Origin of the sequence: Streptomyces sp. RPA4-2 (genome assembly GCF_012273515.2) — a bacterium.
GTDB classification, from domain to species: Bacteria; Actinomycetota; Actinomycetes; order Streptomycetales; family Streptomycetaceae; genus Streptomyces; species Streptomyces kaempferi.
The window spans coordinates 6,216,775-6,238,413 of the sequence record NZ_CP050975.2 but is presented as its reverse complement, the minus strand read 5'-3'; the positions used below and the strand labels follow the sequence as shown (position 1 = coordinate 6,238,413).

15 protein-coding genes and 1 pseudogene are annotated in these 21,639 nt (G+C 70.9%); 9 read left to right on the top strand and 7 right to left on the bottom strand.

Going from position 1 to position 21,639, the window contains the following annotated elements; translation table 11 throughout:
• Positions 1-22 precede the first annotated feature (22 nt).
• A pseudogene (gene glgB / locus HEP85_RS27475) lies at positions 23-2,591 on the top strand (1,4-alpha-glucan branching enzyme).
• A 115-nt stretch (positions 2,592-2,706) separates the two neighbouring features.
• Here the strand turns inward: glgB and HEP85_RS27470 are convergent.
• The 5 genes from HEP85_RS27470 to HEP85_RS27450 all read right to left on the bottom strand — a co-directional run bounded on the left by HEP85_RS27470 (position 2,707) and on the right by HEP85_RS27450 (position 8,696).
• The gene (locus tag HEP85_RS27470; protein WP_248002089.1) at positions 2,707-4,929 is read right to left on the bottom strand and encodes an AAA family ATPase; all 2,223 of its coding nucleotides are present in this window, start codon (positions 4,927-4,929) and stop codon (positions 2,707-2,709) included.
• A gap of 192 nt (positions 4,930-5,121) precedes the next feature.
• A complete protein-coding gene (locus HEP85_RS27465; protein ID WP_282189857.1) occupies positions 5,122-5,454 on the bottom strand; it encodes a co-chaperone YbbN in 333 nt (110 codons plus the stop codon).
• Positions 5,451-5,879 carry a MerR family transcriptional regulator gene (locus HEP85_RS27460; protein ID WP_168530313.1) on the bottom strand — a complete coding sequence of 143 codons (429 nt, stop codon included), beginning with the start codon at positions 5,877-5,879 and terminating at the stop codon, positions 5,451-5,453. Before HEP85_RS27460 ends, HEP85_RS27465 begins: the two co-directional genes overlap by 4 nt.
• Positions 5,880-5,936: 57 nt before the next feature.
• The gene (locus HEP85_RS27455) at positions 5,937-6,707 is read right to left on the bottom strand and encodes a DUF2127 domain-containing protein (RefSeq protein WP_168530312.1); all 771 of its coding nucleotides are present in this window, start codon (positions 6,705-6,707) and stop codon (positions 5,937-5,939) included.
• Between the two features lie 141 nt (positions 6,708-6,848).
• On the bottom strand, positions 6,849-8,696 hold the full coding sequence (locus tag HEP85_RS27450; protein WP_248002088.1) for an MFS transporter: 1,848 nt from the start codon (positions 8,694-8,696) through the stop codon (positions 6,849-6,851).
• A 149-nt stretch (positions 8,697-8,845) separates the two neighbouring features.
• On the opposite strand from HEP85_RS27450, the gene HEP85_RS27445 reads away from it, so the two are divergent.
• Positions 8,846-9,469 (top strand): TetR/AcrR family transcriptional regulator, encoded by a 624-nt coding sequence (locus HEP85_RS27445; protein WP_168530311.1) that lies wholly within the window; start codon positions 8,846-8,848, stop codon positions 9,467-9,469.
• Between the two features lie 197 nt (positions 9,470-9,666).
• On the opposite strand, the gene HEP85_RS27440 is transcribed toward HEP85_RS27445, so the two are convergent.
• A complete protein-coding gene (locus HEP85_RS27440) occupies positions 9,667-11,085 on the bottom strand; it encodes a cation:dicarboxylate symporter family transporter (RefSeq protein ID WP_168530310.1) in 1,419 nt (472 codons plus the stop codon).
• Between the two features lie 158 nt (positions 11,086-11,243).
• On the opposite strand from HEP85_RS27440, the gene HEP85_RS27435 reads away from it, so the two are divergent.
• From HEP85_RS27435 to HEP85_RS27410, 6 genes are all read left to right on the top strand, one after another.
• A complete protein-coding gene (locus HEP85_RS27435; RefSeq protein WP_369657859.1) occupies positions 11,244-12,944 on the top strand; it encodes an ATP-binding protein in 1,701 nt (566 codons plus the stop codon).
• On the top strand, positions 12,941-13,624 hold the full coding sequence (locus HEP85_RS27430) for a response regulator (protein WP_168530308.1): 684 nt from the start codon (positions 12,941-12,943) through the stop codon (positions 13,622-13,624). Before HEP85_RS27435 ends, HEP85_RS27430 begins: the two co-directional genes overlap by 4 nt.
• Positions 13,625-13,768: 144 nt before the next feature.
• Positions 13,769-15,139: an extracellular solute-binding protein gene (locus tag HEP85_RS27425; protein WP_168530307.1), complete on the top strand. Its 1,371-nt coding sequence runs from the start codon at positions 13,769-13,771 to the stop codon at positions 15,137-15,139.
• Between the two features lie 8 nt (positions 15,140-15,147).
• Positions 15,148-16,065: a carbohydrate ABC transporter permease gene (locus tag HEP85_RS27420; protein ID WP_248002523.1), complete on the top strand. Its 918-nt coding sequence runs from the start codon at positions 15,148-15,150 to the stop codon at positions 16,063-16,065.
• Position 16,066: 1 nt separating this feature from the next.
• Positions 16,067-16,918: a carbohydrate ABC transporter permease gene (locus tag HEP85_RS27415; protein WP_168530306.1), complete on the top strand. Its 852-nt coding sequence runs from the start codon at positions 16,067-16,069 to the stop codon at positions 16,916-16,918.
• 210 nt (positions 16,919-17,128) lie between these two features.
• On the top strand, positions 17,129-17,755 hold the full coding sequence (locus HEP85_RS27410; RefSeq protein ID WP_248002522.1) for a helix-turn-helix transcriptional regulator: 627 nt from the start codon (positions 17,129-17,131) through the stop codon (positions 17,753-17,755).
• Positions 17,756-18,105: 350 nt separating this feature from the next.
• Here the strand turns inward: HEP85_RS27410 and HEP85_RS27405 are convergent, their stop codons facing one another.
• A complete protein-coding gene (locus HEP85_RS27405; protein ID WP_168530304.1) occupies positions 18,106-19,131 on the bottom strand; it encodes an ATP-dependent 6-phosphofructokinase in 1,026 nt (341 codons plus the stop codon).
• Positions 19,132-19,522: 391 nt separating this feature from the next.
• Between HEP85_RS27405 and pta the strand changes: the two genes are divergently transcribed.
• Positions 19,523-21,601: a phosphate acetyltransferase gene (pta, locus tag HEP85_RS27400; RefSeq protein WP_369657858.1), complete on the top strand. Its 2,079-nt coding sequence runs from the start codon at positions 19,523-19,525 to the stop codon at positions 21,599-21,601.
• Positions 21,602-21,639: the final 38 nt, after the last annotated feature.

The window sequence follows — 21,639 nt, the reverse complement described above, 5'->3', positions numbered from 1 at the left end:
CCCCGCCGAGGAGGCCCTGCCCGTGACGCCCCGCCCCCCGTCCGACGACAGTCCGAAGAAGAACGGTGCCAAGAAGCCTACCACCGGCAAGAAGGCGGCGGTCCAGAAGACTGCGGCCCAGCAGACGGCGGCCGGGAAGCCGGCCGAGGGGAAGCCGGCGGCCAAGTCCCCCGAGAGGTCCGCCGGCAAGAAGCCCACCGGGAACAAGGGCGCCGGGAGCAAGGGCGCGAAGTCCTCCGAGAAGGCTCCCGCACCGGCCGGCGTCGCTGCGGCCCCCACGGACAACTCTCCCGCCGCCATCGGCAGCACCGCCGACCGCCTGGACAACTCCCCGTCCCCGCACGGAAGTTCTCGCACTCCCGCCGACAGCGTGCCCGCCCTCACCGACAGCGTGCCCGCCTTCGCCGGTCTCGGTCCGGACGACCGGGAGCGGCTGCTCTCCGGTACGCACCATGATCCGCACGGCGTCCTGGGCGCCCATCCGGTACCGGGCGGAGTGGCGTTCCTGGCCTTCCGGCCGTACGCCCTGGGCGTGACCGTCGTGACGGACGACCTGCGCGCCGAGCTTCACGACGACGGGGACGGCTTCTTCTCGGCCCTGCTGCCGCTGCGCGCGGTCCCGGACGCGTACCGGCTGCTCGTGGCGTACGAGGGGACGGTCCAGGACACCGAGGACGCGTACCGTTTCCTGCCCGCGATCGGCGAGCTCGACCTCCATCTGCTGGGCGAGGGCCGCCACGAACAGCTCTGGCAGGCCCTGGGCGCCGAGCCGATGACGCACCAGGGCGTGGCCGGCACCCGCTTCACGGTGTGGGCGCCGAACGCGCGCGGCGTCCGGCTCGCGGGCACCTTCAACTTCTGGGACGGCACGGGGTATCCGATGCGGTCGCTCGGCTCCACGGGCGTCTGGGAGCTGTTCGTGCCCGGCATCGGCGAGGGCGAGCTCTACAAGTTCGAGATCACCCGCCCCGACGGCTCCCTCACCCTGCGCGCCGACCCGATGGCCCGCCGCACCGAGGTCCCGCCGCGCACATCGTCGATCGTGCACACCTCGCACCACACCTGGCAGGACGAGGAGTGGATGGCGGGCCGGGGCGAGCGCCCCGCCCACGAGGCGCCGTTCTCCGTCTACGAGGTGCATCTGGCGTCCTGGCGACCCGGCCTGACGTACCGTCAATTGGCCCAGCAGCTCCCCGCCTACGTCTCCGACCTCGGCTTCACCCACGTCGAACTCATGCCCGTCGCCGAACACCCCTTCGGCGGCTCCTGGGGATACCAGGTCACCGGCTTCTACGCCCCCACCGCCCGCCTCGGCACCCCCGACGACTTCAAACACCTCGTCGACGCCCTCCACCAAGCTTCTAAGCATCGGCGTCCTCATGGACTGGGTCCCCGCCCACTTCCCCCCGCGACGAATGGGCCTCGCCGCATTCGACGGACGCCCCCTCTACGAACACGCCGACCCCCAACGCGCCGCCCACCCCGACTGGGGCACCCTCGAATTCGACTTCGGACGCCGCGAGGTCCGCAACTTCCTCGTCGCCAACGCCGTCTACTGGTGCCAGGAATTCCACATCGACGGACTCCGCGTCGACGCCGTCGCCTCCATGCTCTACCTCGACTACTCCCGCGAACCCGGCCAGTGGACACCCAACGAACACGGCGGCCGGGAGAACCTCGACGCCGTCGCCTTCCTCCAGGAGATGAACGCCACCGTCTACCGCCGCAACCCCGGCGTCGTCACCATCGCCGAGGAATCCACCGCCTGGGACGGCGTCACCCGCGCCACCCACCACTCCGGCCCCGGCGGCTTCGGCGGACTCGGATTCGGGCTGAAGTGGAACATGGGATGGATGCACGACTCACTGGACTACGTCCAGCACGAGCCCGTCCACCGCAAATACCACCATCACGAGATGACGTTCTCGATGGTCTACGCCTACAGCGAGAACTACGTCCTGCCCATCTCCCACGACGAGGTCGTCCACGGCAAGAAGTCACTCGTCTCCAAGATGCCGGGCGACTGGTGGCAGCAACGCGCCACCACCCGCGCCTACCTCGGCTACATGTGGGCCCACCCCGGCAAACAACTCCTCTTCATGGGACAGGAGTTCGCCCAGGGCGCCGAATGGTCCGAGACCCACGGACCCGACTGGTGGCTCCTCGATCCCGCCTATCCCGCCGAGGCCGACCACCGGGGCGTCCGTGACCTGGTCCGCGACCTCAACACCGTCTACCGCCACACGCCCGCGCTCTGGCAGCAGGACACCGACCCGTCCGGCTTCCAGTGGGTGGTCGGCGACGCGGCGGAGGACAACGTCTTCGCGTTCCTGCGTCTCGACGCCGAGGGCGTCCCGCTGCTCGCGGTCTCCAACCTCTCCCCGGTCGTCCGCCACGCCTACCGCCTCGGCGTCCCCGACTCCGTCCCCGCCTGGCAGGAGACCCTCAACACCGACAGCGCCCGGTACGGCGGAAGCGACGTCACCAACCCCGACGTCGTCAAGCCGGAACTCCAGGCCTGGCACGGCCGCCCGGCCAGCATCCGCCTGACACTGCCCCCACTGTCGACGGTCTGGCTCCGGCCGGCCTGAGACCCGGCCTTCGCGGGACAGCGGCCTCCGCGGCGCCGACGGCGGAGCTCCGCGCCCCGCTGTCGGCGCCGCCCGCAGTGACGGCTCCGTTGCGTCGTCATGCCCGCACCCGCTCCTACCCGAACGCCCCGGCCAGCGCCTCCGGCAGCTCCCCGGTGTACAGGACGCCCAGCCGCTGCGTGGCCCGGGTCAGGGCCACGTACAGGTCGCTCGTGCCGTACCGTCCCGGCTCCACCACCAGCACGGAGTCGAACTCCAGACCCTTGGACTGGCGGGGGTCGAGCAGGACCACCGTCCGGGTCAGGTCGGGCTCGCCGCCCGCCGTCACGCCGTCCAGCCGGGCGGCCAGCTCCGGGTGCAGGTCCCGCGGGGCGACGACCGCGAGGCGGCCCTCCGCCGGGGTCAGTTCCGCCACCGCCTTCGCCACCGCGCCGGGCAGGTCGTCGGTCGCGCGGGCCCACGGACGTACGCCCGTCGTCCGCACCGAACTCGGCGGTTCGAAGCCGGGGTGCTCCGCGCGGACCACCGCCGCCGCCACCTCCATGATCTCGGACGGGGTGCGGTAGTTGACGGCGAGCCGGGTGTGCTCCCAGCGGTCCTCGACGTAGGGGGCGAGGATCCGCTCCCACGACCCGACCCCGGCCGCCTCGGCGGTCTGCGCCGGGTCGCCGACCAGCGTCATCGACCGGGTGGGACTGCGGCGCATCAGCAGCCGCCAGGCCATCGGCGAGAGCTCCTGCGCCTCGTCGACGATGATGTGGCCGAACGCCCAGGTCCGGTCGGCCGCCGCCCGCTCGGCGGCGCTGCGGTGGTCCTCCTCCTCGTGCCGCTCGGCCATCCGCTCGGCGTCGATGATGTTGTGGGCGGACAGGACCTCGGAGTCCTCCTCCTCCTTGTCCTCGAACTCGTACGTACGGGAGGCGTAGGACACGTCGAGCACGCCCTGCGCGTAGGCGACCTGCGCGCGGCGCTCCTGGTCGGCCAGGGCCCGCGCGACCCGGTCGTCCTCGCCCAGCAGTTCGGCGGCCTCGTCGAGGAGGGGGACGTCGGCCACGGTCCACGCACCGGTGACCGGACGGCGGATCGCCTCGGCGTCCTCCTCGCCGACGTAGCCCTCCGGTTCGGCGAGGAAGTCCGCGACCAGCCGCTGCGGGGTCAGCCGCGGCCACAGCTGGTCGATGGCCGACCAGACCTCGGGGTTCTCGGCGAGGTCGTCACGGATCTGGGTGATGTCGCTCGGGTCGAGGAGGTTGGACCCGTCGAAGGGGTCGGTGCCGATGCGTTCGGCGAGCATGTCGGTGAGCGTGTTGAGGATGTGGCCCTCGAAGTACTCGCGGGCCACGTTGTGCGGCAGACCGGCCTCGCGGGTGCGTTCGCGGGCGACCTGTACGAGCCCGGCGTCGAGCATCAGGACGTCGCGGTCGTGCTCGATCGCGATCACCGGGTCGGGCAGCGCCTGCCGGTCGCGGACCACCGAGACCAGCACCTCGGCCATGTCGGCGCGGCCCTTGACCGCCGCGGCCCGCGGGACGTCGGTGGCCTTGGCCTTCACCCCGGGGAACAGCTCGCCGACGGTCGCGAGCAGGACGCCCGTCTCGCCGAGCGAGGGCAGCACCTCGCCGATGTAGCCGAGGAACGCCGGGTTCGGGCCGACGATCAGGACGGCGCGCTTGGCCAGCAGCTCCCGGTACTCGTACAGCAGGAACGCGGCCCGGTGCAGCGCGACGGCCGTCTTGCCGGTGCCGGGGCCGCCCTCCACCACCAGGACGCCCCGGTGCGGAGCGCGGATGATGCGGTCCTGCTCGGCCTGGATGGTCTGCACGATGTCGCTCATGCGTCCGGTGCGCGCCGAGTTGAGCGCGGCGAGCAGGACGGCGTCGCCGGTCGGGTCCTCGTGGCCGGTGCGCCGGTGGTCGCCGAGGTCGAGGATCTCGTCGTGCACGTCGGTCACCCGGCGGCCCTCGGTACTGATGTGCCGGCGGCGGCGCAGGTCCATCGGGGTGTGCCCGGTGGCGAGGTAGAAGGGGCGGGCGACCGGGGCCCGCCAGTCGATGAGGATGGGTGTGTGCTCGGTGTCGTCGGCGCGGACACCGATACGGCCGATGTGGTGGCTGACGCCGGAGGTGAGGTCGATCCGGCCGAAGCAGAGCGAGCCGTCCACGGCGTTCAGTGCGGCCAGCAGCCCCGAGCGCTCGGCGACGAGCACATCGCGTTCGAGCCTGGCCTGCATGGGCGTGTTGCCCTGCGCGAGCGCGTCGCCGACGGAGGCCTCGGTGTCGCCCCGCAGCACGTCGACGCGCGCGTACAGCCCATCGATGAATTCCTGCTCCTGCTGCAATTCAACATCGGGAAATTCTGCGTTTGAGCCCCTGTTTGACAATTCCACTCCCGCCCGGATATACTGTGGCCAGTGAACTTCTCCACGACTTGATGAATTCAAGTCGCGAACCATTCAATATACGCAAGGAAAACCCCCGGGTGCAATTTCCCCGGGGGTTTTCTTTGTGCCGGCCGCAGCCGAGGCGCCCGCTCAGAGCACGTCGGACAGCTCCTCCAGCAACCGCCGCCTGGGCCGGGCGCCCACCATGGACTTCACCGGCTCACCGCCGCGGAACACCATGAACGTGGGCATCGACAGCACCCGGTAGGCGTTGGTCGTCTCCGGATTCATGTCGACGTCCAGCTGGACGACCTTGAGCCGCCCCTCCTCCTCGGCCGCGAGAGCACTCAGCACCGGCCCCATCTGCCGGCACGGCGGACACCAGTCGGCGGTGAACTCCACCAGCACGGGCAGCTCAGCACCGATCACCTCCGCCTCGAAGTCCGCGTCCGTCACCGAAACCACGCCCGTCAGATCGATCACCGTGTCCGCCCTCCCAGTTCGCACACCGGCTCCGGACCCCCCGGAACCGCCGCGTCGGCGGCCAGCTCGTCGCGCGCCCGCTCGGCCCGCGCCAACTGCGCGCCGACCTCGCTCCGAACCGCCCGCAACTCACCGATCAGCGCGTCGAGTTCACCCAGCTTGCGGCGGTAGACCGCGAGCGAGGCGGGACACGAGTCCCCCTCCGGATGCCCGGCCCGCAGGCACTCCACGAACGGCCGCGTCTCCTCCAGGTCGAACCCGAAGTCCTGCAGCGTCCTGATCTGCCGCAGCAGCTTCAGGTCGTCCTCGTCGTAGGTGCGGTAGCCGTTACCGGTGCGCCGCGCGGGCAGCAGCCCCCGCGACTCGTAGTAGCGCAGAGTGCGCGTGGTGGTCCCGGCCCTCGTCGCCAGCTCGCCGATTCGCATACCCCGAACGTAATCCTTGACGTCGGCGTCAGGGCAAGGCCGGTGGCGGCGGCGTGGTCAGGCGTGCGCCGCCACGCCCGCGGACTCCTCGACCTCCAGCAGCGACGCGCTCTGCCGCTCCTCGTCGAACGCCGCGCGTCCGCCGCGCAGCCCGAAGAGCCGTTTGGCGAGGGCGATGTAGAGGACGGCGAGGATGTTCAGGACCAGGGTGGCGATCTTCAGCCAGCTGACGTGCTCGGTCAGCTCGTAGATCTCCAGGGGAAGGAAGGCGGCGGTGGCGACCACCGTCAGGTACTCCGCCCAGCGCTTCGCGTACCAGAGGCCGCCCGCCTCGACGAGTTCGATCAGCGCGTACGCCAGCAGCAGCGCGGCCACCAGGACGAGCGTGGAGTGCTTGTAGCCGAAGGACTTCTGGATGGTGCCGACGACCGGCGAGTGGTCGAGGTCGTAGTGGAAGTGCCTGAAGACCGGCCGGAAGACGTTCAGGTACTCGTCGAAGAGACGGCGCACGGAGTCCTGACTGTTGCTGAACCTCCACACCGCGGCCGCGACCAGCACGATGAACACCCCGCGCACGGCCCGCTCGATCGCCAGGAAGCGCAGGATGAACAGATCCCGCAGCACCTTGCCGCGCGGCACGAGCGGCGCCTCCTCCGCGGGCCCCGCGCCGTGCGGTTCGCCGAGCACGAAGTCGCCGCAGCGCAGACAGCGCCAGGCCTCGCCGAGGCTGGTCGCGGCGCGCAGACGGTCGCGCAGCCCCGGTTCGTCCGGCGCGTAGGTCGCGTGGCCGCGACGCGCGCACGTCCGCCGGTCCCAGTCGATCTTCATACTCCGTGCCCTCCGCAGAACATGCAGAACATGCAGAACATCACGTGCCGTGCCGGTAGGTCCGGCACGGCACGGTAGTGCATGTTCTACGAGACGGAGGCCCGGGGCCCACGGTTCCGGGAACACCGTCGCGGGACACGGTCAGCGCGTCACGGCACTCTCCTCGGCCTCGGACTCGGCCTCCGCTTCGGCCTCCGCTTCGGCTTCGGCTTCGGCTTCGGCTTCGGCTTCGGCTTCGGCTTCGGCTTCAGTCTCGGTCTCCACTTCGGCGGCCCCCGCGCCACCGGCGGCACTCGCGTCACCGGTGTCTCGTGCGTCCCCCTCGGCCACCTCAGCCCCCTCAGCCACCCGCACCCCCGCCGCGCGCTCCTTCCACGGCAGCAGCACCGCCACCAGCACCGTCCCCACGCCCAGGATCACCGCGCCGATCAGGCTGGTGTGCGCCACCGCGTCCGAGAAGGACGAGCCGACGGCGTCCGCCATCTGCCGTGCTCCGTGCCCGAGTTGGTCGGACTGCGCCTTCAGTTGCGCGGCCTTCTCGGTATTCCCGGCGTGCCCGGCCCGTGCGGCCTGCTCGCCGAGCTGCCGGGCCTTGTCACCGATCCCCTGGGCGACCGCGTATCCCGCGCCGACCGAGTCCTGGGCCGTGGCCAGCGCGTCCGCCGGGAGCTTGCCGCCCCTGGTCGCGTCCGAGAGGTGCGAGGAGTACGAACTCGCCAGCACCGAGCCGAGGAGGGCGATGCCGAGCGAACCGCCGAGCTCCAGCGAGGTGTCGTTGACCGCGCCGCCGACACCGAGTTCGGACTCGGGGAACGCGCCCATGATGGCGTCCGTGCAGGGCGAGAGCGCGAGCCCGATGGCGAGACCGAGGATGACCAGCGGAAGGACGAAGTCGCCGTACGACGACGCCGCGTCCACCCGGGTGAGCAGCGCGAGCGCCGCCGTACCGCCGACCATTCCCGCGGTCACCGTGATCCGCATGCCGACGCGCGGGGTGAGGTAGCCGGTGAGCGCCGAGCCGGCGAAGACGGCCCCGGCGAGCGGCAGCATCCGCACGCCGGTGTCGAGCGCGTCGTATCCGAGCACGAACTGCAGGTGCTGGGTGAGGTAGTAGAAGGCGCCGAAGACGGCCAGGAAGAAGAGCGCGACGGCGAGGTTAGAGCCGGCGAACCGGCGCTGGGCGAACCGGCGTACGTCGACGACCGGGCGCGGGTGGCGCAGCTCCCACACCACGAAGGCCACCAGTCCGAGCCCCGCGACGACCGCGGCCGTGACGGCCCGGACGCCCCATCCGAAGTGCGGCCCCTCGATGATCATGTAGACCAGGGAGCCGATCCAGACGACCGACAGCAGGCCGCCGACGTGGTCGACGCGGTGCCGGTGGGCGGCCCTGGAGGGCGGTACGAGGACGAGGGCGCCGACGATCGCGAGCGCGGCGATCGGCACGTTGATCAGGAAGGTGGAGGACCAGCCGTGGTGCTGCAGCAGCGCGCCCGCGACCAGGGGGCCCGCCGCGATGGCGAGTCCGGCCGTGGCGGTCCACAGGGTGATCGCCTTCGCGCGTTCCGCGCGCGGGAAGGTAGCGGCGAGCAGGGAGAGCGTCGCGGGCATGATCAGCGCGGCGCCGACCCCCATCACGGCGCGGGCCGCGATGACCCCGGCGGAACTGTCCACGAGCGAGCCCGCCACCGCGCCGCCGCCGAAGACCACCAGCCCCAGCACGAGCGCGCCGCGCCGGCTGTACTTGTCGCCGATCGCGCCGAGCAGCAGCATCAGCGCGGCGTACGGGACGGTGTAGCCGTCGATGACCCACTGCAGGTCGGCGCTGGACAGGCCCAGGTCCCGGGTCATGTCGGGGGCCGCCACGGTGAGGGCGGTGTTCGCCATCACGATGATCAGCAGGCTCAGGCAGAGCACCAGCAGCGCCCACCAGCGCCGGGCGTAGGGCCGGTCCATCCGCTCGACCGGTTCGTTGATGACGAGACGCATGGGTACGGCCGCCCTCTCCTCACTCGATTTGCACACAGCCGTGTAATTGCACGACAGTGTGCAATCTACGACGCTGCACACCACTGTGCAAATCGATGGGGCGGAGCCCTGGGCGCAGAAGCGGCCCGGCGCCGCGCGGGGCGTGCAGAATGACAGTCATGACCACGGGTAGTGCCAGCCGCGCGGACGTGAACCGCCGCCGCATCCTCGACGTCGCGCTCGCCGAGCTGCTGCGCGACCCCGACGCCTCCATGGACCAGATCGCACGGGCCGCGGGCGTCGTACGGCGCACCGTGTACGGACACTTCCCGAGCCGCGAGGTGCTCGTCAGCACCCTGACCGACGGCGCCGTGGAGGCGGTGGCCGCAGCGCACGCGGCGGGCCGGGAGGGCGTCGAGGACCCGGCGGAATCACTGATCCGCTCGACGCTCGCGGTCTGGGAGATCGCCGACCGCTACCGGCTGCTGGTCGCGCTGGCCCAGCGCAGCGTCACCGTGCAGGGCATCCGCGAGCGGCTCACCCCGGTGCGCGAGGCCTGCGCGGAGGTGCTCCGACGCGGCCTGGAACAAGGTGTGTTCGAGTCCCCGCTGCCGGCCCCGGCCCTGGCGTACGTGCACGAGCAGGTGCTGTTCGCGCTGATGGAGGCGGTGAACGACGGTCTGCTCGCGGCGCGGGAGGCGGGTCGCTCCGCCGCGGTCACCATGCTGACCACGGCGGGCGTACCCGCCTCCCGCGCCACCGCTCTGGTGGCGAAGCAGAGCGAGGAAGGGTGAACGTCAGCGAGGCAGCCCGCGGGCTGCCTCGCTGACGCACCGAGCGGCCAGGTCCACCGGGGGGAAGGACCCGGCCGCTCGGTGCTCCGAGGGCGCCGGCCCCGTCCAGGGGGGCGCCCTGTCAGGAGGAGCGTCCCGTGGGGAGGGGCGCCCCGTCCGCGGGGAAGCGGCGCCGGCGGGTGGAGCGGGCGGGGGTGTCAGGCCTTGGCCAGCTCCTTGTCGCCGCCCTGCTCGGGCAGTTCGGCGGAGACGTCCTCGTCCGCGTCGGCGTCGTCCAGCAGCGTCCGCTCGTCGAAGGGCAGTTCACCGGCGAGTACCCGGTCCACCCGCTCCTTGTCGACCTCGCCGGTCCAGGTACCGATGAGCAAAGTGGCCACCGCGTTGCCCGCGAAGTTGGTGACCGCGCGCGCCTCGCTCATGAAGCGGTCGATGCCGATGATCAGTCCGACGCCGTCCACCAGCGCCGGCTTGTGCGACTGCAGACCGCTGGCCAGTACGGCGATACCGGAGCCGGAGACGCCCGCCGCGCCCTTCGAGGCGACCATCATGAAGAGCAGCAGCCCGATCTGCTGGCCGATGCTCATCGGCTGGTCCATCGCGTCGGCGATGAACAGCGAGGCCATGGTCAGGTAGATCATCGTGCCGTCGAGGTTGAAGGAGTAGCCGGTCGGCACGGTGATGCCGACGACCGGACGGCTGACGCCCAGATGCTCCATCTTCGCGATCAGCCGCGGCAGCGCGGACTCGGAGGACGAGGTGGAGACGATCAGCAGGAACTCCCGGCCCAGGTACTTCAGCAGCTGGAAGACGTTGATCCCGGCCACCAGCTTCGTCAGGGTGCCGAGCACGATCACGACGAACAGGGCGCAGGTGATGTAGAAGCCGAGCATGATCGTGCCCAGCGCCTTCAGCGCGTCCATGCCGGTCTCGCCGATGACGGCCGCCATGGCGCCGAAGGCACCGACGGGCGCCGCCCACATGATCATGCCGAGGATGCGGAAGACCAGCTTCTGGATGTGCTCGACGCCGCGCAGCACGGGCTGTCCGGCCCGGCCCATGGCCTGCAGCGCGAAGCCCACGAGCAGCGCGATCAGCAGCGTCTGGAGGACCTGGCCCTCGGTGAAGGCCGAGACGAAGGTGGTCGGGATGATCCCGAGGATGAAGTCGACGGGCCCCTCGGCGGCGGCCTCGGCCTGCGTGTGCCCGACGCCCTTCACGGCCTCGGTCAGGTGCATTCCGCTGCCCGGGTGGATGATGTTGCCGACCACCAGGCCGATCGCCAGGGCCACGAACGACATGCAGATGAAGTAGCCGAGCGCGAGACCGCCGACCTTGCCGACCTTGGCGGCCTTCCGCACCGAGCCGACCCCGAGCACGATCGTGCAGAAGATGATCGGCGAGATCATCATCTTGATCAGGGCGACGAAGCCCGTACCGATCGGCTTGAGCTCCTTGGCGAAGTCCGGCGCGGCGAACCCGACGCCGATACCGAGGGCGACCGCGATGATCACCGCGATGTAGAGATAGTGGGTGCGGTCCCGCTTGGCGGCGGGTGCGGCAGGTGCCGTTGGGGTGCTGGCCACGGCTGCCCTCCTTGACGACGTCGTCGGCATCATCCGGCGTGCGGCTCACGTCCGGGGAATCGGGACACACGCCTCCGGGAGAACCCGGGGGGCGTGCGCCCGGGGGATGCGGTGACTATCTCCCGGCGTGTGAGGGCGGTCACCCTTCCGTTCATTTAGTTCACGCTTACAAGGGGAGGCAGACTGACGCCATGCGTCTCCCCCGCGTCCCGAGACCCCGCAGCCTGGCCGGCCAGCTCTTCGCCATGCAGGCCGTGCTCATCGCGGTGCTCGTCGCCGGGTACGCGCTGTTCACGTACGTCAGTGACCGCAGCCAGGCCGAGGAGGCGGCGGGCCGCCAGGCGATGGCCGTGGCCCGCTCGGTCGCCGACGCCCCCTCCGTCCGGGACGCGATCCGCACCACGGACCCGACGAAGCCCCTGCAGCCGTACACCCTCCAGGTGCAGCGGGACACCGACGTGGACTTCGTGACGATCATGAACCCGCGGGGCATCCGCTGGACCCACCCCGACGAGACGCTGATAGGGCGGCACTTCCTCGGGCACATCGGCCCCGCCCTGCGCGGCAAGTCCTTCACCGAGACCTACACGGGCACCCTCGGTCCGTCCGTACGCGCGGTCACCCCGGTCCTGGACAACGGCCACCTCGTCGGCCTGGTCAGCGCGGGCATCAAGGTGGAGGCGATCACCAAGCGCGTCCAGGACCAGGTGACCGCCCTGATCGGCGTCGCGGGCGGCGCCCTCGTCCTCGGCGGTATCGGCACCTACGTCATCAACGCCCGGCTGCGCCGCTCCACGCACGGCCTGAACGCGGCCGAACTCAGCCGCATGCACGACTATCACCAGGCCGCGCTGCACGCCGTGCGCGAGGGACTGCTGATGCTGGACGCGCAGTACCGGGTGGCGCTGATGAACGACGGCGGGCGGGAGCTGCTGGGCGTCGGCGACGCGGCGGTCGGCCGCTCCGTGGCCGAACTCGGCCTGCCCGCGCCCCTGACCGGCGCGCTGCTGTCGGCGGAGCCCCGGGTGGACGAGGTGCACCTGACGGCGTCCCGTGTGCTGGTCGTCAACACCTCCCCGGTCACCGGCGGTGAGCGCCGCGGCACGGTCGTCACCCTGCGCGATGTCACCGAACTCCAGGCACTGACGGGCGAACTGGACTCCGAGCGCGGTTTCACCCAGGCCCTGCGCTCGCAGGCCCACGAGGCCGCCAACCGTCTCCACACGGTGGTCTCGCTGATCGAGCTGGGCCGCGCCGAGGAGGCCGTCGACTTCGCCACGGCCGAACTGGAACTGGCCCAGACCCTCACCGACGAGGTGATCTCGGCGGTCAGCGAACCGGTCCTCGCCGCCCTGCTGCTGGGCAAGGCGGCCCAGGCCAACGAGCGGGGCGTGGAGCTGGTGATCTCGGAGCAGAGCGGCATCGACGACGGTCTGCTGCCGCCCGGCCTGCCGGCCCGTGACCTGGTCACGGTCCTCGGCAACCTGATCGACAACGCGATGGACGCGGCCCAGGGCACGGTACGGGCGCGGGTGACCGTCACGGCCTTCACGGACGGCTCCGGCCTGGTGCTGCGGGTCGCCGACACCGGTGCCGGGGTGGATCCGGCCCACGCGGAGGCGGTCTTCCGGCGCGGCTGGTCGACGAAACCGGCGGGGCCCGGCCGCGGGCTGGGCCTCGCCCTCGTACGCCAGGCGGTGAACCGTCACGACGGCACCCTGACGGTGGCCGAAGCGGCGGGGGGCGGGGCGGAGTTCGAGGTGCGGCTGCCGTTGCCCACCACGGCTCCGGCCGGCGACGAGGCGGCCGGGTCCGAGGCCGACGCCCCCGAGGACCTCGCCCCCCAGCCCGTCCAGCCCGTCCAGCCCGCCCTGCCCGGAGGCGACCTATGACCGACCCCCAGCCCATCCGCGTCCTCGTCGTCGAGGACGACCCGGTGGCCGCCGACGCGCACGTCATGTACGTCGGGCGGGTCCCCGGTTTCACGGCGGTGGGCAAGGCCCACACCGGCGCCGAGGCGCGCCGTGCCCTGGAGCGCACCCCGGTGGACCTGTTGCTCCTCGATCTGCACCTGCCCGACGTGCACGGACTGCAGCTCGCCCGCTCGCTGCGCGCCGCCGGCCACCACGCGGACGTGATCGCGGTGACCTCCGCGCGGGACCTCACGGTCGTCAGGGAGGGGGTCTCGCTCGGGGTCGTCCAGTACGTCCTGAAGCCCTTCACCTTCGCCACCCTGCGCGACCGGCTCGTCCGGTACGCCGAGTTCCGCGCGGCGGCGGGCGAGGCGAGCGGCCAGGACGAGGTGGACCGCGCCCTGGCCACCCTGCGCGCCCCGAGCCCGGCGGCGCTGCCCAAGGGGCTGAGCGCACCGACCCTGGAGCGCGTCACCCGCACCCTGCGGGACTGCGCGGACGGTCTCACGGCGGCCGGGGTCGCCGAGGTGGTGGGCATCTCGCGGATCACGGCCCGGCGGTATCTGGAGCACCTGGTGGACGCGGGGCGCGCCGCACGCACGCCGCAGTACGGGCAGGTCGGGCGGCCCGAACTTCAGTACCGCTGGGTGAAGGGTTAGTTCCGTATGCGGTCTTCAACAGGGCCTTTCCCGGGTCGTGTTCGGTCGCAAGGCGGTGCAAGGTCATTGACCTGGACTAGTCCACGCTCTTAGGTTCACCGGGCAGACAACCCGGCCACCGACGACGTCGGCCAGTAGGAGGTCGTGCCCGTGCGCCCTACCGCCACCCCACTTCTCCTCGCCACTCTGCTCACCGCGACCGCGCTCAGCGCCTGCGGATCGGGCTCCGGCAGCAGTCCGGACACCGTGAAGATCTCCTTCAAGCAGTCCACGGACAACTCGATCCGCGTCATGGACACCTATCTGGGCCAGATGAAGAAGGAGTTCGAGAAGGCGAACCCCGGCAAGAAGGTGGAGCTCGTCCCGATCAAGGCGCCCGACTCGGAGTACTACACCAAGCTCCAGCAGATGCTGAGATCGCCCAAGACGGCCCCCGACCTGGTCTACGAGGACACCTTCCTCATCAACTCCGACATCACCAGCGGGTACTTGAAGCCCCTGGACGCCTACCTCGACAAGTGGCCGGACTGGAACCAGTTCATCGACACGGCGAAGTCCGCGGCCAAGGCGCAGGACGGCAAGACGTACGGCGTTCCGGACGGCACCGACACCCGCGGACTCTGGTTCGACAAGGGTGTCTTCCAGAAGGCGGGGCTGCCGGCCGACTGGCAGCCGAAGAGCTGGGACGACGTGCTGAGCGCCGCCCGCACCATCAAGCGGAAGGTCCCGGGCGTCACCCCGCTCAACGTCTACACGGGCAAGCCGGCCGGCGAGGCCGCCACCATGCAGGGCTTCGAGATGCTGCTCTACGGCACGGGCGACGGGAAGACCGACCCCATGTACGACACGGCCGCCAAGAAGTGGGTCGCGGGCAGCCAGGCCTTCAAGGACGCGCTCACCTTCGTGGAGACGGTCTACAAGGAGAAACTGGGCCCCGACGTCTCGGACGCCCTGGACCCGAACTTCCCCACCACCGTCCGCGGTGAACTGCTGCCCAAGGGCAAGCTCGGCATCAACCTGGACGGCAGCTGGCTCCCGCAGGACTGGCAGAAGGGCGCGGGGCACGAGTGGCCCGAGTGGTCGCAGAAGCTCGGCCTCGCGTACATGCCGACCCAGCACGGCCAGGCGCCCGGCAAGGTGAGCATGTCCGGCGGCTGGACCTGGGCGATCCCGTCCAAGGCCGGCAACCCCGACCTCGCCTTCAAGTTCGTCGAGACGATGCAGACGAAGGCGAACGCGCAGAAGTGGTACATCGCCAACTCCGGTATCGCGGTGCGCAAGGACGTGGCGTCCGACCCGGCGTACGTACAGGCGCAGCCCGGCATCAAGTTCTTCACGGACCTGGTCGCGAGCACGCACTACCGCCCCGCGTACCCCGCCTATCCCAAGGTCTCGACCGCCGTCCAGGAGGCCATGGAGGGCGTGACGACCGGGGACAGCTCGGTGGACAAGGCGGCGAGCGGCTACGACGAGGAGCTGAAGACGGCCACCGACGGCCAGGTGGTGCGCAAGTGAGCGTGGGCATGCGGGCGGCACCCGCCGCCCCGGCCGCCGCGAAGACCGTGTCGCCGCGCCGGCCGGGGCGCCCCCGGGTCCTGGCCCGCGCGCTGCCCGTCGCGCCGGCCGTGATCCTGCTGCTCCTCTTCCTGGCCGGCCCGATCGCCTACTGCGCGTACATCGCTTTCACCGACCTCCAGTTGACGGGTCAGGCACACTCCTCGTTCGTCGGCTTCGAGAACTTCCGGGCGGCGTTCAAGGACGAGGCGTTCCTGAACGCGGTGTGGCTGACGCTGGTGTTCACGGTCCTGTCGTCACTCGTCGGCCAGAACACGCTGGGTCTGGCGCTGGCCGCGCTGATGCAGCGGGCGTCCAAGCCGGTGCGGACGCTGGTCGGCGGGATCGTGATCACGGCGTGGGTGCTGCCGGAGGTGGTGGCGGGCTTCCTGCTGTACGCGTTCTTCCGGCGGGAGGGCACCCTGAACGCGATCCTGGACTGGCTCCATCTCCCCACCCAGAACTGGCTGTTCACCCTGCCGATCCTGGCGGTGTCGTTCGCCAACGTGTGGCGGGGCACGGCCTTCTCGATGCTGGTCTACTCGGCGGCGCTGAACGAGATCCCGAAGGAGATCACCGAGGCGGCGGAGGTGGACGGGGCGGGCGGCTGGCGCCGGATGTGGCACATCACGCTGCCGATGATCCGCCGGTCGATCGCCACGAACCTGATGCTCAACACCCTGCAGACGCTCTCGGTGTTCGGGCTGATCTGGGTGATGACGCGGGGCGGCCCGGGCAACAGGAGCCAGACGCTTCCCCTGTTCATGTACGAGCAGGCGTTCCAGAAGAGCATGATCGGATACGGGACGGCGGTCGCGTTGCTGCTGCTGGTGGTCGGGGCGCTGTTCTCGGTGGTCTACATGCGGCTCCTGCGGACGGAGGTCTGAGATGGCTCTGCTGACGGGGGCCACGCTCCGGTCCCGCCGGGTGGGAAGGCGTCTGGCGGCGGACGCGGGACTCCTCTTCGTGGCCGCGGCGTTCGTGCTGCCGCTGGCCTGGGTGGTGCTGTCGTCGCTGGACGCGCACGCCGATCTGCGGGTGCGGGTCCCGGACGGCCTCACGCTGCACAACTTCGACGCGGTGCTGAAGCCGGACATCACCTTCACACCGCTGCTGAACAGCCTGGTCCTGTGCGGCGGGGGGACCGCGCTGACGGTGGTGTGCGCGGCTCTGGCGGCGTATCCGCTCTCACGGTTCCGCTCGCGTCTCAACCGCCCCTTCCTGCTGACCATCCTGTTCGCGACCTGCCTGCCGATCACGGCGATCATGGTTCCGGTGTACGCGCTGTTCGTGCGGGTGAACCTCATCGACACCGTGCAGGGCACCATCTTCTTCTTCGCCGCCTCCCAACTCCCCTTCGCCATATGGCTGATGAAGAACTTCATGGACGGGGTGCCGAGGGAGCTGGAGGAGGCCGCGTGGACGGACGGCGCGTCGTCGCTGCAGTCCCTGGTGCGGATCGTGCTGCCGCTGATGGGCCCCGGGGTGGCGGTGGTGACGGTCTTCTCGTTCGTGATGATGTGGGGGAACTTCTTCGTCCCGTTCATGCTGCTGCTGACGCCGGACCAGATGCCCGCGTCGGTGAGCATCAACGACTTCTTCGGGAACCGGGGGACGGTGGTCTACGGGCAGCTGGCCGCGTTCTCGGTCATCTACTCGACGCCGGTGATCCTGCTGTACGTGCTGGTGGCGCGGCGGCTGGGAGGAGGGTTCGCGCTGGGCGGAGCGGTCAAGGGCTGACCGGAGCACGCGGGGAGCGGGTCGCGCCGACACCTCACAGGACGCGCCGACCGGAACCGTATGTTCCTACAATCTGTGATTGTGGCTGAACAGAATGTAGTCAGCGCTGTCCCGACCCCATATTTTGTGCGCGTGCAGCGACCGCAGGCCCAACAGCCCACACCGCCCTTCAACGCTCAGGCCGCCCGCAGACTGAGGACGGCACTCGGTATGAGGCCCGAGCACGTCGCCTACGGAATGAGAGCCTCGTACGGGATGCCCTACGTCACACCCGATCTCGTCGCCGCCTGGGAGCGCGGGACCACCGCACCGAGCGGACCCGAACTCACCGCGCTCGCGGGGGTGTTGTGGTGCTCGCCGGGAGAGATCATCGGCGCGCCGCGGACCCTGCGCGAACACCGCGTCGCGCGCGGCCTCGCGCAGGAGGACATAGCCCGCACCGTCGGACTCGAACTTCCCGCCTACCAGAAGATGGAGGAGACCGACGAGTGGCGCGGCACCGAGCGGCAGGCCACCGCCCTCGCCGACGTGCTCGAACTGTCCCTGCGGGACTTCGTCACCGTCACGGGGCGCGACGGCAGGCTCGCCGAGCTGCTGCGGAGCGCGGTGACGACACGCTGGCAGGCGTACTCCCGCCCGGTGGGGAAGATGATCCCGCTGGACCGGCGCCTCCTGGAGGACGTCCTCCAGGAGCTGTACCAGGAGTACCAGGGCCAGATGGTCGCCACGCTGAGCTGGGCGGCCGGGCCGGCCGCCGCCGAGGCCGACGACTCGGGCCAGGACTTCCTCGACCGGATCGTCGACCACTTCTGGTCGACGATCCAGCGAAGCACGTAATGAGGGCCGGCCGCCCGGAAGCATCCCCGACCGGATCGTCCTGTCGACCACCGGTCGGCGCGCTTCCAGCTCGGCCGCGGGGCTTGCCGGCCTCGCGGGAGGACCGCCGGCTCCACGTCTTCGAGCCCGGACCGCCGGGGACCGCCGGACCTGGACCCGGCCCCCGACCCACGACCGGCTCCACGCGCTCCACGGCGGACCACTGACCGACGGCCGGGAGCCCGTACCCGAGGTGGGACCGCCGGTCCGCCGCCCGGCCAGGGCCCCGGCGTACCGGGGCGCGCCGGGACACGCGGGGCCCGAAGGCGCCGGGCCCGGAAGACGTCGGCTTCCCCGCCGGAAGGCGCCCGCTAGAAGACCGACTCCGCCTCGTCCATCCGGTCCTTCGGAACCGTCTTCAGCTCCGTCACGGCCTCCGCGAGCGGCACCATGAGCACATCGGTGCCGCGCAGCGCCGTCATCCGGCCGAAGTCACCCCGGTGGGCGGCCTCCACCGCGTGCCACCCGAACCGCGTCGCCAGGACCCGGTCGTACGCGGTCGGGGTGCCGCCCCGCTGCACATGACCGAGGATGACCGGCTTGGCCTCCTTGCCGAGGCGCCGCTCCAGCTCGTACGCCAGCGCCGTACCGATGCCCTGGAAGCGCTCGTGGCCGAACTGGTCGATCGCGCCGTGGCCGTAGTCCATGCTGCCCTCGACGGGGTGGGCACCCTCGGCGACACAGATGACCGCGAACTTCTTGCCGCGGGCGAAGCGCTCCTCGACCATCGCGACGACGTCGGCCGGGTCGAAGGGACGCTCGGGCAGGCAGATGCCGTGGGCACCGGCCGCCATGCCCGACTCCAGGGCGATCCAGCCCGCGTGCCGGCCCATGACCTCGACCACCATCACACGCTGGTGCGACTCGGCGGTCGTCTTCAGGCGGTCCATGGCCTCCGTGGCCACGCCCACCGCGGTGTCGAAGCCGAAGGTGCGGTCCGTCGACGAGATGTCGTTGTCGATCGTCTTCGGGACGCCGACCACCGGCAGGCCCGCGTCCGACAGCATCCGCGCCGCCGTCAGCGTGCCCTCGCCGCCGATCGGGATCAGTACGTCGATACCGAACTCGCGCGCCATGTCCTGCGCGTTCTCGCAGGCCTCACGGAGCCGGTCGCGCTGCAGCCGCGAGGAGCCGAGGATGGTGCCGCCGAGGGCGAGGATGCCGCCGACGTCGTTCAGGTCGAGGGTGCGGTAGCGGCCGTCGAGCAGGCCCGCGTACCCGTCCTCGAATCCGATGACCTCGTCCCCGAAGGTGGTGACCGCTCGGTGCACGACCGACCGGATCACTGCGTTGAGGCCCGGGCAGTCGCCGCCTGCGGTGAGAACTCCGATACGCATCGTGCTGTGTCTCCTGCTCGCTGCTGGTTCGTGTGAGCCGGTCCGATTGTTTCATGACCCCAGGACGGGCGCCGATTCCGCCCGAAGCCCTCCGTCGCGGCGCCCCGGGTGACATTCTCGACCCGTTCCCGGTCAGGCCCCGGTCAGGCCCCGGTCAGGCTCGGTCAGGCCCCTGTCGGACCTCCGCCAGACGTCTGTCAGACCTCCGTCAGACCTCGCCAGGAAGTTCGCCTTATCCACCCGCGGGGGTATTGTCAAGAGGGTTCCGCTCACCACGGTGGGCCATTTGTCGAGCCCGAAAACGGCACACGAGCCACGAGACCGCGCCACGAGACCCCGACAGAACACCTCACGTCACCAGAACACCCCACGCCAAGGATGGAGAGCACGCGTGACCCGCAGTGTCTACGTGACCGGGATCGATCGCGGCGACGGCCGCCAGGTGGTCGAGCTGGGCGTCATGGAGCTCCTGACCCGCCAGGTCGACCGGGTGGGCGTCTTCCGGCCGCTCGTCCACGACGGCCCCGACCGGCTCTTCGAACTGCTGCGGAGCCGCTACCGGCTCGCCCAGGACCCGGCGACCGTCTACGGCATGGACTACCACGAGGCGTCCGCCCTCCAGGCCGAGCAGGGCACGGACGAACTGGTCTCCACCCTCGTCGACCGCTTCCACCTCGTCGCGCGCGACTACGACGTCGTCCTGGTCCTGGGCACCGACTACGCCGACACCCAGTTCCCGGACGAGCTGTCGCTGAACGCCCGGCTGGCGAACGAGTTCGGCGCCTCCGTGATCCCCGTGGTCGGCGGCCGCGGGCAGACCGCCGAGTCCGTGCGCGCCGAGACCCGCAACGCGTACCGCGCCTACGACGGCCTCGGCTGCGACGTGCTCGCCATGGTCGTGAACCGCGTCGCCCCGGCCGACCGCGACGGACTCGGCGAGCGGCTCGACTCCCGCCTCCCCGTGCCGTGTTACGTGCTCCCGGACGAGCCCGCGCTCTCCGCTCCCACCCTCGCCCAGATCACCCACGCCCTCGACGGCACGGTGCTCCTCGGCGACGACGCGGGACTCGCCCGTGACGCGCTCGACTTCGTCTTCGGCGGCGCCATGCTGCCGAACTTCCTCAACGCCCTGACCCCGGGCTGCCTGGTGGTCACCCCCGGCGACCGCGCCGACCTGGTCGTCGGCGCGCTCGCCGCGCACAGCGCGGGCACCCCGCCCATAGCCGGAGTCCTGCTCACCCTGAACGAGCGGCCCAGCGACGCGGTCCTCACGCTCGCCGCCCGCCTGGCCCCCGGCACCCCCGTGATCTCGGTCGCCGGGACCTCCTTCCCCACCGCGGCCGAACTCTTCTCCCTGGAGGGGAAGCTGAACGCCGCCACACCCCGCAAGGCGGAGACCGCGCTCGGTCTCTTCGAGCGGTACGTGGACACCGCGGACCTGCTCAGGCGCGTCTCCGCGCCGAGCAGCGACCGCGTGACCCCCATGATGTTCGAGCACAAGCTCCTCGAACAGGCCCGCTCCGACAAGCGGCGGGTGGTGCTTCCCGAGGGGACCGAGACACGCGTCCTGCACGCGGCGGAGGTGCTGCTGCGCCGGCGCGTGTGCGACCTGACGCTGCTCGGGCCGGTGGACCAGATCCGCAAGAAGGCCGCCGATCTCGGCATCGACCTGGCCGGCTGCCGGCTCGTCGACCCGGTGACCTCCGAGCTGCGCGGCCGCTTCGCCGAGAGGTACGCCGCCCTGCGCGCCCACCGGGGCGTCACGGTCGAGCTGGCCTACGACGTCGTCGCCGACGTGAACTACTTCGGGACGCTGATGGTGGAGGAGGGGCTGGCCGACGGCATGGTGTCCGGCTCCGTGCACTCCACCGCCGCCACCATCCGGCCCGCCTTCGAGATCATCAAGACCAAGGCGGACACGAAGATCGTGTCGTCGGTCTTCTTCATGTGCCTCGCCGACAAGGTCCTCGTCTACGGCGACTGCGCCGTGAACCCCGACCCGAACGCCGAGCAGCTGTGCGACATCGCCATCCAGTCGGCGGCCACCGCCGAGCAGTTCGGTGTCGAGCCGCGGATCGCGATGCTGTCGTACTCGACGGGCACGTCCGGTTCGGGCGCCGACGTCGACAAGGTGCGCGCGGCCACGGACCTCGTACGGCTGCGGCGCGACGACCTGAAGATCGAGGGGCCGATCCAGTACGACGCCGCCGTCGAACCCTCCGTCGCGGCGACCAAGCTGCCGGACTCCGACGTCGCCGGGCAGGCGTCCGTGCTGATCTTCCCGGACCTCAACACCGGCAACAACACCTACAAGGCCGTGCAGCGCTCGGCCGGCGCGATCGCGGTCGGCCCGGTCCTCCAGGGCCTGCGCAAGCCCGTCAACGACCTCTCCCGCGGCGCGCTCGTGCAGGACATCGTCAACACGGTCGCCATCACGGCCATCCAGGCCCAGACCCCGGCCACCGGATGACCGCCGCACCGGGCGGGCCGGGCCGGCCCGCGAGCACC

Coding starts and splice junctions, on each gene's coding strand:
- HEP85_RS27405 (WP_168530304.1), bottom strand. CDS start 19,131: ATGCGTATCGGAGTTCTCACCGCAGGCGGCGACTGCCCGGGCCTCAAC.
- HEP85_RS27440 (WP_168530310.1), bottom strand. CDS start 11,085: ATGATGCCGACGACGTCGTCAAGGAGGGCAGCCGTGGCCAGCACCCCA.
- HEP85_RS27460 (WP_168530313.1), bottom strand. CDS start 5,879: ATGCGAATCGGCGAGCTGGCGACGAGGGCCGGGACCACCACGCGCACT.
- HEP85_RS27445 (WP_168530311.1), top strand. CDS start 8,846: ATGACAGTCATGACCACGGGTAGTGCCAGCCGCGCGGACGTGAACCGC.
- HEP85_RS27415 (WP_168530306.1), top strand. CDS start 16,067: ATGGCTCTGCTGACGGGGGCCACGCTCCGGTCCCGCCGGGTGGGAAGG.
- HEP85_RS27450 (WP_248002088.1), bottom strand. CDS start 8,696: ATGCGTCTCGTCATCAACGAACCGGTCGAGCGGATGGACCGGCCCTAC.
- HEP85_RS27455 (WP_168530312.1), bottom strand. CDS start 6,707: ATGAAGATCGACTGGGACCGGCGGACGTGCGCGCGTCGCGGCCACGCG.
- HEP85_RS27430 (WP_168530308.1), top strand. CDS start 12,941: ATGACCGACCCCCAGCCCATCCGCGTCCTCGTCGTCGAGGACGACCCG.
- HEP85_RS27410 (WP_248002522.1), top strand. CDS start 17,129: ATGAGGCCCGAGCACGTCGCCTACGGAATGAGAGCCTCGTACGGGATG.
- HEP85_RS27420 (WP_248002523.1), top strand. CDS start 15,148: ATGCGGGCGGCACCCGCCGCCCCGGCCGCCGCGAAGACCGTGTCGCCG.
- HEP85_RS27435 (WP_369657859.1), top strand. CDS start 11,244: ATGCGTCTCCCCCGCGTCCCGAGACCCCGCAGCCTGGCCGGCCAGCTC.